Here is a 14,374-nt window from a genome sequence, read left to right on the forward strand (position 1 = left end):
ATCGAGGGTGCCCGCATCCCTGCCACACCACGTCGTTGAGGATTCCGACTCGGTGCGGTCGCTGTCACGACGACCGACTTCGGCCGACACGGCGAGGACGCCGACCCGGTCACCGGCGAGGGGGTTGTCATGGACTCGGGTCCGCGGGGAAGAGCGCGGACGAGACTTCCCGGTTCACCCGGATTTGCTGGCTACTGCCACGCCCAGGGATGACTTACCGGACGGCATCGTTATAACATCGGCCCGCTCAGCTCATCGCACGAGGCGGGACAGAACGTGACCAGTGGAGTTCAACGGGCCGCGTCGTCGCGCCGGGACCGTGCGCGACGGCGGACGACGACGGCGACTCCCACTCTCGGGAGTTTGCTGTCCTCGGCGGCCGAGGCCAATCCCGACGGAATCGCGGTGCTGTGCGACGGCGTGACGCTCACCTATCGGGAACTCGACGGGCGCTCCTCCCAGTTGGCCCGGATGTTGCTGTCGCGTGGGGCCGGTCCGGAATCGGCCGTCGCCGTGGCGCTGCCGCGTTCGGTCGATTCGATTCTCGCGATCTGGGCGGTGGTGAAGACGGGTGCGGCGTTCGTGCCGATCGATCCCGGTTTCCCGCGATCGCGTATCGAATTCCAGGCGCGTGACTGCGGCGCGCCGCTCGGCCTGACCAGGACCGAACACCACCCCACCCTGCCCGCCGAAATCGACTGGCTCGTCCTCGACGATCCGGGCCATGTCGCCGAGGCCGCCGACCAGCAGGCCAATCCGCTGTCCTACCTGGACCAGACCGTGCAGGCGCTGCCATCGAATCCCGCCTACGTCATCTACACCTCGGGTTCGACCGGCAAGCCCAAGGGCGTGACCGTCACCCATACCGGCCTGGCCGCGCTGTGCGCCGAGCAGATCACCCGTTTCGGTCTCACCGAGACGGCGCGGGTCCTGCATTTCGCCTCACCGAGTTTCGACGCGTCGATTCTCGAACTGCTGCTCGCCTTCGGTTCGGCGGCCACGCTGGTGATCGCGCCGCCGACCATCTACGGCGGCGCCGAATTGGCGACCCTGCTGGCGCAGCACGCCGTCACGCACGCGTTCCTGACCCCCTCGGCGCTGGCCTCGATCGAACCGGCGGGACTGGACGCACTGCGGGTGGTGATCGTCGGCGGTGAGCCGTGCCAGCCCGCGCTGGTGCGGCGCTGGGCATCGGGCGGCCGCAGTTTCCACAACGCCTACGGCCCCACCGAGGCGACCATCGCGGCCACCCTGAGCGGTCCGCTGACGGCCATGATGCCGGTGACCATCGGCTCGGCGGTGCCGGGCACACGACTCCAGGTGCTGGATTCCCGGTTGCGGCTGGTGGGCATCGGGGTCGCGGGCGAGCTCTACATCGGCGGACCGGGCGTCGCCCGCGGCTACCGTGGCCGCGCCGATCTGACGGCTCAGCGGTTCGTGACCGACCCGCACGGCGGACCGGGCGCGCGCATGTACCGCACGGGAGATCTGGTCCGCTGGACGACCGGCGGGGAACTCGAATACCTCGGGCGCGGCGACGACCAGGTCAAGATCCGCGGCTTCCGCATCGAACTCGGCGAGATCGATGCCGCGCTGGCCGAGCTACCCGGGGTCAGGTCGGCGGTCACCGTGGACCGCAGGACCCCGGCCGGTGACGCCGAATTGGCCGCCTACGTGGAGACCGAACCCGGGCACGCCCCCGATCCCGGTGAACTGGCGAATACGCTCGCGGGTCGGCTGCCCCGGTTCATGCTGCCGAGTTCGATCACCCTCGTCGACCGGATTCCGCTGACGCCCACCGGGAAGACCGATCGCGCGGCGCTGCGGGCCAGGGTCACCGAAACGCAGACAACGCGGCGGTTGTCCGGCCTCGGCGAGGAGTTGGTGGCGGCGGTGTTCGCCCATGTCCTCGGCCGCGAATTGGTCGGCGCGGATTCGGATTTCTTCACCGCGGGCGGTAACTCCATTCTCGCGACCCAGGTCGCGGCCCGGCTCAGCGAGACCTGCAAACTCCAGATTCCGGCCCGGCTGGTCTTCGATCATCCGACCGTCGCGACGCTGGCGCGGGCGATCCAGTCGCAGCGATTCGACACCGCCCGTCCCGCGCTGCTGGCGCGGCAACGGCCCGACCGCGTTCCGCTCTCGCCCGCGCAACTGCGCTTCTGGCTGCGCAACCAGTTCGACACGGAATCGGCCGTGGACAATATCGGCTTCGCGATGCGGGTATCGGAGGATCAGCTCGAGGTGCCCGCGCTGCGGGCCGCCTTCGCCGACATCATCGCCCGCCACGAAGCCCTGCGCACCCGCTATCCCGCCGACGCCGACGGTCCGAGGCAGGAAGTGCTCGACACCGACAGTGTGCTCGGCGATTTCGCCGTCGAGGAGGTGGACCCGGCGGCCGTCGACGCGCGGGTCAGCGAAATCCTCGGGCGCGGTTTCGATGTCGCCGCCGAGGTGCCGCTGCGGATCGGGCTCCTGCACAACGCCGAGGGATACGTCCTGGTCTTCACCGTGCACCACATCTGCGCCGACGGTTCGTCGCTGGCCCCGCTCGCCGGTGATATCGCGACCGCCTACGCCGCGCGCCGCGCCGGTGCGGCGCCGAGCTGGCGACCGCTGGACGTGCAATACGCCGACTACGCGCTGTGGCAGCGGGAGGTGCTCGGCGACCGCGCCGACCCGGGGTCCGCGCTCTCGCGTCAGCTCGACTACTGGACCGCCGAACTGGCCGGGCTGCCCGACGAACTCGACCTGCCCGCCGATCGTCCGCGTCCGCCGGTGGCCTCGCTGCGCGGAGCGGCGGCACAGCGCAGCGCCCCGGCCGAACTGCATCGCGAACTGCTCGCGCTCGCCCGCGCCAATCGCGCGACGCTGTTCATGGTGATGCGGACCGCGCTGGCCGCGCTGCTGTCCCGGCTGTCCGGGACCTCAGATATCGCGATCGGTGTGCCGATGACCAACCGCGCCGAACCCGCGCTGGAACATCTGGTCGGCATGTTCGTCAACACCACGGTGTCCAGGACCACGGTCGATCCGCAGGAGAGTTTCACGGGTCTGCTCGCCCGGACCAGGGACCGCGATCTCGCCAATTTCGCGCATGCCGAAGCGCCGTTCGAACATATCGTCGACGCGGTCGACCCGGTCCGCTCGCCGGGCCGTCATCCGCTGTACCAGGTCGGCTTCGCCTTCCAGAATTTCGCCCAGGCCAGCCTGGAACTGCCGGGCCTGAGTTTCTCCTTCGTCGACGTCGACGCGACCACCGCGAAGACCGACCTGCACATCGTGGTGGTCGACACCGTCGGGGTGGACGGTGGACCGGGTCCGATCATCGTTCGGTTCTGTTACGCCACCGACCTTTTCGACGAGCCGACGGTTTATCGGTTCCTCGACGGATACCTGCGCGTGCTGCACGAGATCGCGAACGATCCGGCGTCGGCGGTCGGCGATCTCGATATCGTCGACCCCGCCGAACGGCAACGGCTGCGCGCCTGGTCGTCCGGCCCCGACATCACCGTGACACCCGAACTGCTGCACACCGCCTTCGAGCGGCAGGCCGACGCGGCACCGGACGCCGTGGCGGTCGTGTCCGGCGCGGACTCGGTGACCTACGGTCTGCTGCGGGCCCGCGTGAATCGTCTGGCGCGCTGGCTCATCGATCAGGGCGTGGGACCCGAAACCGTTGTCGCGGTGTCCATGCGCCGGTCCATCGACCAGGTGGTCGCGCTGTACGCCATCGTGGCGGCGGGCGGCTGCTGGGTGCCGATCGACCCGGATCATCCGGCCGAACGCATCGGTTACGTGCTCGAGGCGGCGGCACCGCGCTGTGTGCTCACCACCGTCGCGGACGGCGTCGCCGACGCGCAACCGGTCGACACCCTCGATCTGTCCCGATTCGGCGCGGGCCCGGTCACCGACGCCGAACGCCGCGCTCCGCTGCGCGGTGACCACCCGGCCTACGTGATCTTCACCTCCGGCTCCACCGGAAGGCCGAAAGGCGTCGTGGTCACCCACGACGCGATCGTCAACCAGTTGGTATGGATGCGCGAGGCCTACCTGGTCGAGCCCGAGGACCGATATCTACAGAAGACCCCGGCGACCTTCGACGTGTCGCTGTGGGGGTATTTCCTGCCGCTGCGGGCGGGTGCGACGCTGGTACTGGCGGGCCCGGACGAACATCGCGATCCCTCGGCACTGTGCCGGTTGATCGCCGAACATCGCATCACACTCACCGATTTCGTCCCCTCCATGCTGTCGGTTTTCGCCGCGCACGCGTCGGCGGACGAATTGGCCTCGCTACGAGCGATTTTCGTGATCGGTGAGGCGCTGCCGCCGGAGACGGCGAGCGCGTTCGCCGCGATCAGCGCTGTCGGGGTGCACAATCTGTACGGGCCGACCGAGGCCGCGGTGAGTATCACCGAACACCGGGTCGGTTCGGCCGATCTGATCGCGACCACGGTGCCGATCGGTGTGCCGGAATGGAATTCGCGGACCTTCGTCCTCGACGGCAGGCTGCGGCCGGTGCCCGTCGGCGCGGTCGGCGAACTCTATCTGGCCGGGATCCAGTTGGCGCGCGGCTATCACGGCGCACCCGGGCTCACGGCGGGACGATTCGTCGCGAATCCGCTCGATCCGGGCGGGGAACGCATGTACCGCACCGGCGACCTGGTGCGCTGGAACGCGCGCGGCACATTGGATTACCTGGGGCGCACCGATTTCCAGGTCAAGGTGCGCGGACATCGCATCGAGCTCGGCGAGATCGAGACCGCGCTACTGGCCGACCCGTCGGTCGGCCAGGCCGCGGTCACGGTCCAGCCCTCCGACAGCGGTGACCGTTTGGTCGGCTACGTGGTGGCGGTACCGGGCGGCTCGGTCGATCCCGAGACGCTGCGACGGTCGGTCGCCGAGGTGCTGCCCAGCTACATGGTGCCCGCCGCCGTCGTCGACATGCCGTCGTTCCCGGTCAACACCAGCGGCAAACTCGATCGGAAAGCGCTGCCGCAGCCGGTGTTCACCGTCCGCGACGGCGCGCCGCCGACGACCGAACTCGAACGCGATATCGCCGAGGTCTACGCCGAGGTGCTGACGGTGTCGCCGATCGGCGTCGAGGACGATTTCTTCGCGCTCGGCGGCTCGTCGCTACTCGCCTTCACCCTGCATCAGCGGCTGACCGCCCGGCTCGAGCGCGACGTGCCGATGTCGGCGCTGCTCGCCCACCCCACCGTTGGCGGGTTGGCCGGATTCCTCACCGGATCCTCCGCCCCCGCCGGTGGGGCGGGCGCGGCCGCCGACGCCGTACTCGACCCCGATATCACCGTCGCGCGCTGCGCACGGGCGGTGACCGGGCCGCCGCGCGAGATCCTGCTCACCGGCGCGACCGGATTCCTCGGCGCGCACCTGCTGCGTGAACTGCTCGACACCACCGACGCGCGCGTGTGGTGCGTGGTCCGGGCCGAGAGCGCCGAAGCCGGAGCCAACCGGATCCGCCGGGCGTTGACCCGTTTCCGGCTGTGGGATCGTGACAGCGCCGATCGGATCGTCGCGGTGCCCGGCGATATCGCCGCGCCACGGCTCGGATTGAGCGCGGCCGACTACGAACGCGTGGCCGCGATGGTCGAGGTGATCTACCACAACGGCGCGCGGGTCAACCATGTCGATCCGTACGCGCGGCTGCGCGAGGTCAATGTCGAGGCCACCAGGGAGATCCTGCGGCTGGCCACGACCTACCGCGTCAAACCCGTGCACCACGTCTCCACCATCGGCGCCACCGTCGGCACCGCGCCGGTGCTCGCCGATATCGAGGAGTCGGCCAGGTTGCGCGCCGACCAGCTCCCCGACAACGGCTACGCCCAATCCAAATGGGCCGCAGAGGAATTGGTGCGCGAAGCGGGCACGCGGGGGATTCCGGTCGCCATCTACCGGCCGGGCACCATCTGCGGTGATCCGCGCTCCGGGGTGAACAGCCCCGACGACTCGTTCTGGAATATGGTCCGCGCGGCGGCCGTCCTCGGGATGGCCCCCGAGGTCGGGGACGCGACGGTCTCGATCGTTCCGGTGAGCTACGTGGCGCGCGCGATCGTGGCGATCTCGCGCATGGAACGCCGGGACACGGTCTACCACCTGGTCAATCGGGTCCGGGTACCGGTCAGCGAGGTTTTCGACAGTCTGCGCGAGCACGGACTGCCGGTGGCGACGGCCGAACTGGACACCGTGCGCGACGCGCTCGACCGCGAATCGCGGCTGCGCAACGACGCCGGTGACGACTCCCTGGTCCGCGCGGCGCTGCTCACCGCCGACTACGACGTCTTCGCCGCGCAGTTCGAATGGGCCGACGACAACAGCAGGCTGGCACTGCGCGACACCGGTATCGAATGCCCGGAGCTGGACCGGCGCGCGATCGACGCGTTCGTCCGGGAATTCCTGGTCTCGGGATTCCTGCCGCAGCGGTGATCCGGGGTCAGAACAGGCGGTGACGGCTGGTCGGCACCACGTCGAGATCGCGGTCGGCGCCGAAGGTCGCGACACTGTCCATCATGCGCCCGACGCGCTCGGTCAGTTCGGCCGTGTCGCCGCCGGTGCCGTAGAACGCGTGCGGATCGGTGAGGGCTTCGATCGGGAACTGTTCCTCGACGATGGCCGCGACCTCGCCGATCCTTGCGCCGACCCCGTCGTCGGGCGTCACGGGTTCGATGACACGGTTCTGCACGTATCCGACGGTGGCCTGGGTCTCGATGGCGACCCGGGTGTGGCGGACCTGCCAGCATTCCAGCCATTCGTCGTAGGGCTGATCGGCGGGACGGCGCAGGAAGGCGATATTGGCCAGACCCGGTGTCCGCTCCCCCGGTTCGGTCGCCGGTGGTTCGAGGGGAACGCGTTCCTCGACCAGCCAGCCCGCGCACCGATCCGCCGACGCGCGGACGGCCGCGATCATCGCGTCCCGGTCACCGTCGTCGGGCAGCAGGAGGCAGACGACGGCCTCGATCGGACGCTCGAAGGTGCTCAGGCGCAATATCGCCGACGCCACCGCCGCGTCGGCCACATTCACCTGGAGTCCGCGCGCGCCCGCCGCGCGACAGGCTTCGGTCAGGGCCGGGCCCAGCGGGTCGCGGGCGCCCCAGAGTGCGAAGACGAACTTTGCCGAAGCCACGGGACCACCCTCGATCTATAACACGTTTCAGTTTGTCCGCGCAGCGTAGGACGCGCGACGACGACGGGTCAACGGCCGCTGTCCGAATACGGGGCACGCGCCGCGCGGGCGGCCTCGACGAAGCTCGGTAGCAGCGTCGGCCAGAACAGCGAATCCACGCAGGAGTACTCCGGCAGGAAGCCGTGACACGGTTCGTCACCGCGCGGGCCGACCTCCACCACCAGCGCCGCGACCCCGAGCGCGGCGTAGGCCTGGTCCGAACTGGTGCCGGAGACCTCGTAGCCGACCGTTTCCGCCGAGGTGCCGCCCCGATAGCCGGGCGGTGCGAGGCGTTGGGTCAGCCGCCGCAATTGCCGGGCGTCCTCGGGGGCCGTCTGCGTCGGAATCAGCAGGTAGTCGCCGAACGCGTGCAGGTCGATGACCAGGCCGGAGGCGGAATCGGGAACCTCGACCTCGGCCGAACCCGCCCGCTGGTCGGCGAAGATCCGCGACATCAGCCCCTCGAGCGCCGCGGTCTCCGGTTCGGAGGCCGGAGCCGGTCCGCGATAGTTCTCGTCGCAGGGATCCGCGCCCGAGCCGGGCTCGCCCCAGCGCGCGGTGAAATTCCGCTCCAGATCGACGCCCTGCCGGTAGTAGCGGACCTCGCCGGTGTCGTCGCGGCACGAATCCGGCGCGAAATCGACATTCTTGCGCTGATATCTCGGATCGTCGCCGCCCGAGGACACCACGTCGACACCGTCGGGATTGGCGACGGGCACCACCCAGATCTCGTTGTGGTCCAGGATCTCGGTCGCCACCGGATCGATGCCGTAGCCGTCGGCCAGGTAATCGATCCAGCGCCAGGCCAATTCGCCGGTCACGATCTCCCTGGCGTGGATCTGGGCGATCAGCAGGAATCTCGGTTTGCGGCCCGCCGTCGACATCGCGCAGCCCTCGGGCCGGAAGACCCCGAGACCGGATTTCGCCACCGCCGCGACCGCGCCGGTGACGCCCGGTTCGACACCGGTGAGACAGATCGCGCGCAACCGGTGACCGCCGCGCCCCTGGCTCGCCGACCAGGATTCGCCGATGTCGTGCACCGTGGCGATGCCGGGGTAGGCGGCGCCGACGGCGTCGACGTGGCGCAGCATGTCGGTGGCGGTCCGGTAACCGCCGTAATAGGTCGGACCGTATGTCGCGCAACCGGTCCCCGCGCACATCAGCGGCCGGACCGGTTCCCTGGCCGCCGCGCTGCCCGAGGCTGTCGCGACCAGCATCAAGGCCGAGACCACGGCGATCACCGCCCGCGGCAGCGTCATCGCCGACCTCCCTCGTGTGAACACCACGTTACCCGGTCGCGAGAAGGGCTGGGGCTGTTCACAATCCGCTCACAATCCGCGCAGCCCCTTGCCGATCACCACCGCACCCATGACCAGCAGCAATGTCGCCATCACCGCGTGATTGTTGGCGAGCAGCCAATTCTTGAGGGTGGCGAGAGCGCCGCTCATCCGGTCGGCGGCCACCAGGTAGCCGAAGACGGGAACCAGGACCGAGATCGCGGCGATCGCCGTGAACACGAGCAGCACCACCACCTCCTGCCCGCCGCCGAGGCCACCGGTGCCGATGGTGATGCCCGCGGAGAGGCAGAGCAGCAGATTCTTGGGGTTGACCGCGGCCAGCGCCACACCGAGGGCGGCGGCCCTCGGCATCGTCAGCTGATCGATGGCCTGCATCCACTTGGGCACCGAGGTGTCCGAGCGGGTCTGCCACTGCCGTCCGGCGAGCAGGACGAGCAGCGCCCCCACCACGATCTTGGTGGTCGACACCGCCGTCGACGATTCGGCGTTCTCGGTGTGGATCGATCCCGACAGCAGCATCACGACGCCGGTGACCGCGACGATGCCGACGACCCAGCCGATGCCGAATCCGATACTGCTCGCGCCCGCGTTCGTGGACAACAGCATGAGGATCGCGGCGATGATCGGGATCGGCGAGATCGCGACACCGATCGCCAGTGCGAGCACATCGCCGATCACATCGAGGATCATCGCCACTCCTTGGGCTCCGGCTCCGGCATCCGCGCCGTGCTGTCGGCACGGAGGGTGCGGGCCGACCGTGTCGCCACGGACTGGCATCGACGGTAGGGGCGCGGGTCGGGCACCGTCCTCACACGTTGCGGATGAGACACGGCGGCCCGGTGGTCACCGGATGACGGCGGCACACGGGCCCGGTGAATTCGCGGCGTCCATCCGACCACCGCGAGGTTATCGCTGTCGGCCCGGCGACGGGAACGCTATATTGTCGTCCCACGCCGAACCCGGCGTGCGACGACGACGCAGGTGCGCACGAGGAGGTAGATATCCACCGGAGGGCCGGGTGGGTATCTACGGGGAAGTCGCGATGGGCACGCGACCTCCCGCGGGCTTGCGGCGAACAGAGCTGGACGAGCGAGCGGATAGGTGAGACCGCAATGATCGCGGAGGCGAGGACGCCGGAGCAGTGGGCCCAAATGTACGTATCCTGCGGTCTACCCGGAACGCATTCCACGACACCGGGTTTCGTGATCCTTCCGCTGAGCGACGAGGTCACCGCGGTGAATACGCCCGGCGAGATCGGTGACCGGGTGGTCGCGCTGATGCCCGAACGTCATCTCTACGGACCCGTGCTGGCCCGGCCCAACCCCGCGCGCTACACCTTCCTCACCCACTACGACCGGGTCACCGAGCCCGACATGGTCGAGACGCTGCTGCGCTACGGCGTCGACACCGGCCCGTACCGGGCCAATGTCATCCTGCCGACCGGCCTCGGGCCCATCACCCGGGAGGAACGGTACTGGCTGCGCTCGCCTCGGCCCGACGAACCGTTGCCGCCGCTCACGATGTTGCTCGAGGTGGTGGCGGCGTGCCTGGAAGCGCCCGCCGCGTCCGACCCGCGGGACTGAACGCTCACGCGCCCCGGGCGACCCGCTGCCCGCGATGGGCGCGCGGCGGCGCGCCCGTCCAGCGCCGGAACGCGTGGGTGAAGGCCGCCGTCTCCGCGTAGCCGAGCCGTTCGGAGATCTCGGCCACCGACAGATTCGTCTCGTCGAGCAGTTGTTCGGCGACGCCTCGGCGCACGTCGTCCAGGATCGCCCGATAGGAGGACCCCTCCTCGATGAGGCGACGGCGCAGCGTGCGCGGGGTCATGAACAGCGACGCGGCCACCTGGTCCCCGGTAGGGGGCCGCGTGGGATTGCCGAGCAGCAGATTGCGAACCTGCCCGGAGACGCCGGTGACGACCCGGCGTTCCAGCAGCGCGCGACACTGCTGTTCGGCCATGGCCGCGGTATGCGGTTCGGCCAGCGGGAGCGGATCATCGATGCGGGCCATATCGAAGGAGTAGGCATAGCGGCCGGTGTCGTAGCGCGGGGCGAGCCCGAGCGCGCGGCGGATGGCCTGGCAGTGCCCCGCGTCGGGGGCCGGATAGGCCAGTTCCGCGCCGCGCGTCCGCGCGCTCGGGCCGACCAGTTCGCGATGCAGCGAACCGATGATGCCCAGATCGCGTTCGGCGACGAAACGGCGCACCGGCTCGGGCACGGATTCCGGGTCGACGACCAGGGTCATCACCGAGCCCTCCTCGTGCGCGGTGATGGCGCAGAAGGAGAACGACAGGTCGAGGTAGCGCAGTCCGAGGGTGATCGCGTCGCGCAGGGTCCGGCTGCTGATCAGCGCGTATCCCCAGATGCCGTGGGTGGTGACGTGGTAGCGGACACCGGCGGCGATGCCGAGACCCGGCCGGTCGCCCAGCGCCGCGACGAGGGCCGCGATCACCGCCGATTCCTGTTCCGACGACACGACCGGATCGACCTCGGCCAGCCGTGCCACGCTCAGTCCGGCCCGCTTCAGGCACACCTCGGCGGGCACACCGTGCTCGGCCGCGAAATCGACCAGCAGCCGCACGCTCGGCGCCCTGCGGGTGGTCGTCGACACGGTCGCGCGCTCCCTCCTGCCGAACCGAACTCGTGGCCTAATCTATCAAATTTCTGTCCGCTCCCATCCTGGGATCCCGCACCGCACGGTCGTACATTGAGTAATAGGACGTGACGCAGGTCACGCCGAATCGAGGAGGAGGCGCGGGTGCCGGAACAGGACTGCTTCGACTACGTGATCGTGGGCGCCGGAAGCGCGGGCTGCGTGCTGGCCGATCGGCTGAGCGCGCGGGCCGAGGTATCGGTGCTGCTGCTCGAGGCGGGCGGTGCGGACGACGCGGACGAGATCCACATCCCCGCGGCCTTCTCCAGCCTGTTCAAGACCAAGTGGGACTGGAACTACCAGACCACCGAGCAGAAGCACATGGACGGCCGCACGGCGTTCTGGCCCAGGATGAAGGCGCTCGGCGGCTGCTCGTCGATGAACGCCATGATCTACATCCGCGGCAACCGCGCCGACTACGACGGCTGGCGCGACCGGCACGGCGCGACCGGCTGGGGTTACGACGATGTCCTGCCCTACTTCCGGCGCTCGGAATCCAACACCCGTTTCGATGACGACTTCCACGGCGCGCAGGGCCCGCTGCACGTCGAGGACCGGCGCTACACCCACGAGCTCACCGATGCCTGGGTGCAGGGCGCCGTCGCCTCCGGACTCAAGCCGAACGACGATTTCAACGGCGCGACGCAGGAGGGTGTGGGCCGGTACCAGGTCACCTGTAAGAACGGTCGCCGCTGGTCCACCGCCGACGGATATCTACGCCCCGCGCTCGACCGCCCGAATCTGACGGTGCGCACCGACTGCCTCGTGACGAAGGTGCTGTTGCGCGGCACCACGGCGACGGGTGTGACCTACCGGCGCGACGGCGTCGAGCACACCGCCAACGCCGCACGCGAGGTCATCCTGTCCGGCGGCGCGATCAATTCGCCTCAGCTGCTGATGCTCTCGGGTATCGGACCGGCCGCGCACCTGCGCGAGTTCGGCATCGAGGTGGCCGCGGACCTGCCCGGCGTCGGCGAGAACCTGCACGACCATCCGGTGGTCCCGATGCTCTGGTACACCAAGGGCACCTCCGACCTGTCGGACTACGTCAACCCGGGACGTCTGGTGCAGTGGCAGGTGACCGGCCGAGGGCCGCTGACCTCCAACGTCGGCGAGGGCGGCGGGTTCTTCACCTCACGCGACGACCTCGCCGCGCCCGACATCCAGATCCATATCGCGCCGACCGGTTTCTACGACAACGGTTTCCGTGAGCCGATCGCACCCATGTTCACCGCGGGTGTCACCCTCGTCGACGTCGCGAGCCGGGGCAGGCTGCGGCTGCGGTCGGCGGATCCGGCGTGGAAACCGGAGATGGATCCCGGCTACTTCTCCGATCCGATCGATATGCGCGCGACCATCGCGGGAGCGCGGCGCGTCATCGAGATCTCCCAGGCGAGCGCGATCGGCAAATACCTGGACCGGCCCTTCATGCCGAACCGGATCGCGGGCGTCACAGACGACGATCTGGCCGACCACATCCGCGCCACCGCCCAGACGCTGTACCACCCGGTCAGCACCTGCGCGATGGGCAGCGGCGAGCAGTCGGTGGTCGATACCGCGCTGCGGGTCAACGGGTTCGACGGTCTGCGCGTCGTGGACGCCTCGGTGATGCCCGCGATTCCCCGGGGCAACACCAACGCGCCCACCATCATGATCGCGGAGAAGGCCGCCGACCTGATCCTCGGCCGTACCGCCCTGCACCGACACCCCGAGGAGAAGTGACATGACCTCAGCACCGGAAACCTCAGCACCGGAAACCTCGGTGCCCACCACCGCGGTCGCCACCTTCGAATCCCTCGACCCGGCCACCGGCGACGTCGTCGGCACCTACCCGATCGATGACGCCGAGCGGGTGAACGCGACCGTCGCCGCGGCGCGGGACGCGGCGGACTGGTGGGCCGGGCTCGGCTTCGCCGAACGCGGAAAACGGTTGCGCGCCTGGGCCGGTGTCATCACCCGGCGCATCAATCAACTGGCCGACGTGGTGCACGCCGAGACGGGTAAACCGCATTCGGACGCGGCACTCGAGGTCGCGCTGGTCCTCGACCACATCTCCTGGGCGGCCAAACACGCGCCGAAGGTACTCGGCCGCAAGCGGGTCTCGACCGGACTGGTGATGTCGGATCACTCGGCGTCGGTGGAGTACCGGCCGATGGGTGTCGTCGGCGTGATCGGACCGTGGAACTATCCGGTGTTCACCCCGCTCGGTTCCATCACCTACGCGCTGGCCGCGGGCAACGCGGTGGTCTTCAAACCGAGCGAGTACACCCCCGGCGTCGGCGCGTGGCTGGTCGACGCCTTCGCCCAGGTGGTTCCGGAAAAGCCGGTGCTGCAACTGATCACCGGATTCGGCGCGACCGGCGAGGCGCTGTGTCGTTCCGGGGTGGACAAACTCGCGTTCACCGGGTCGCCCGCCACCGGCCGCAAGATCATGCACGCCTGCGCCGACACCCTCACCCCCGTGGTGATCGAGGGCGGCGGCAAGGACGCCCTGCTCGTCGACGCCGACGCCGATATCGCCAAGGCCGCCGACGCCGCGGTCTGGGGCGGGATGGCGAACGCCGGGCAGACCTGCGTCGGTGTCGAGCGGGTCTACGTGCACGAGCGGGTCTACGACGAATTCCTCGACAAGGTCACGGAATTGGTCGAACCGCTGCGGGCGGGCTCGGACGCGGCCGCCAAGATCGGACCGATGACCATGCCGAGCCAGCCCGATGTGGTCCGCCGCCATATCGCCGACGCGCTCCAACGCGGCGGACGCGCGATCATCGGCGGCCTCGGCGCGGTGGGCGAGCGGTTCGTGCAGCCGACGGTCCTGGTCGACGTGCCGAGCGATTCGCTGGCCAATACCGACGAGACCTTCGGCCCCACCCTCACCATCGCCAGGGTCGCGAATATGGACGAGGCGGTGCGGTTGGCGAACGATTCCCGGTACGGACTCGGGGCGACCGTCTTCTCCAAGAAGCGCGGTAAGGAACTCGCCCGGCGCATCCGATCCGGGATGACGGCGGTCAATTCCGTCATCGCCTTCGCCGCCATCCCCTCGCTGCCCTTCGGCGGGATCGGCGAATCCGGTTTCGGCCGCATCCACGGTCCGGACGGGCTGCGCGAGTTCACCTACGCCAAGGCGGTTGCCAGCAGGCGGATGCCCGGTCTGATGAATCTGACCAGTTTCGCGCGCACCGCGGCCAACGACAAGAACCTCACCACCCTCGCCACCCTGCTGCACGGGCGCGGCTGA

General features: G+C 69.4%; 7 protein-coding genes and 1 pseudogene. 4 read left to right on the forward strand and 4 right to left on the reverse strand.

The genetic code is table 11. The annotated features are described in order from the left end of the window. Window positions 1–363: 363 nt before the first annotated feature. A pseudogene (locus DAT37_RS04530) lies at window positions 364–6,447 on the forward strand (amino acid adenylation domain-containing protein); the annotation flags it as partial. A 7-nt stretch (window positions 6,448–6,454) separates the two neighbouring features. Here the strand turns inward: DAT37_RS04530 and DAT37_RS04535 are convergent. From DAT37_RS04535 to DAT37_RS04545, 3 genes are all read right to left on the reverse strand, one after another. Continuing rightward, on the reverse strand, window positions 6,455–7,144 hold the full coding sequence (locus DAT37_RS04535; protein WP_109523414.1) for a hypothetical protein: 690 nt from the start codon (window positions 7,142–7,144) through the stop codon (window positions 6,455–6,457). Window positions 7,145–7,212: 68 nt separating this feature from the next. Then, window positions 7,213–8,442, reverse strand: coding sequence for a M14 family zinc carboxypeptidase (locus tag DAT37_RS04540; RefSeq protein ID WP_109523415.1), 1,230 nt, complete (start codon window positions 8,440–8,442; stop codon window positions 7,213–7,215). Between the two features lie 69 nt (window positions 8,443–8,511). Next, the gene (locus DAT37_RS04545; protein ID WP_109523510.1) at window positions 8,512–9,168 is read right to left on the reverse strand and encodes a GAP family protein; all 657 of its coding nucleotides are present in this window, start codon (window positions 9,166–9,168) and stop codon (window positions 8,512–8,514) included. 515 nt (window positions 9,169–9,683) lie between these two features. On the opposite strand from DAT37_RS04545, the gene DAT37_RS04550 reads away from it, so the two are divergent. Next, window positions 9,684–10,064, forward strand: coding sequence for a hypothetical protein (locus DAT37_RS04550; protein WP_157978276.1), 381 nt, complete (start codon window positions 9,684–9,686; stop codon window positions 10,062–10,064). A 4-nt stretch (window positions 10,065–10,068) separates the two neighbouring features. On the opposite strand, the gene DAT37_RS04555 is transcribed toward DAT37_RS04550, so the two are convergent. After that, a complete protein-coding gene (locus DAT37_RS04555) occupies window positions 10,069–11,091 on the reverse strand; it encodes an AraC family transcriptional regulator (protein ID WP_109523417.1) in 1,023 nt (340 codons plus the stop codon). A 147-nt stretch (window positions 11,092–11,238) separates the two neighbouring features. Between DAT37_RS04555 and DAT37_RS04560 the strand changes: the two genes are divergently transcribed. Next, a complete protein-coding gene (locus DAT37_RS04560) occupies window positions 11,239–12,855 on the forward strand; it encodes a GMC family oxidoreductase (RefSeq protein ID WP_109523418.1) in 1,617 nt (538 codons plus the stop codon). Window position 12,856: 1 nt separating this feature from the next. After that, complete coding sequence (locus tag DAT37_RS04565; protein ID WP_109523419.1) at window positions 12,857–14,374, forward strand: aldehyde dehydrogenase family protein; 1,518 nt, start codon at window positions 12,857–12,859, stop codon at window positions 14,372–14,374.

This window comes from Nocardia aurea (assembly GCF_003123685.1).
GTDB lineage: Bacteria > Actinomycetota > Actinomycetes > Mycobacteriales > Mycobacteriaceae > Nocardia > Nocardia aurea.

Excerpts from the sequence above, each read along its gene's own strand:
- DAT37_RS04540 (WP_109523415.1), bottom strand. The coding sequence starts at position 8,442 with ATGACGCTGCCGCGGGCGGTGATCGCCGTGGTCTCGGCCTTGATGCTG.
- DAT37_RS04565 (WP_109523419.1), top strand. The coding sequence starts at position 12,857 with ATGACCTCAGCACCGGAAACCTCAGCACCGGAAACCTCGGTGCCCACC.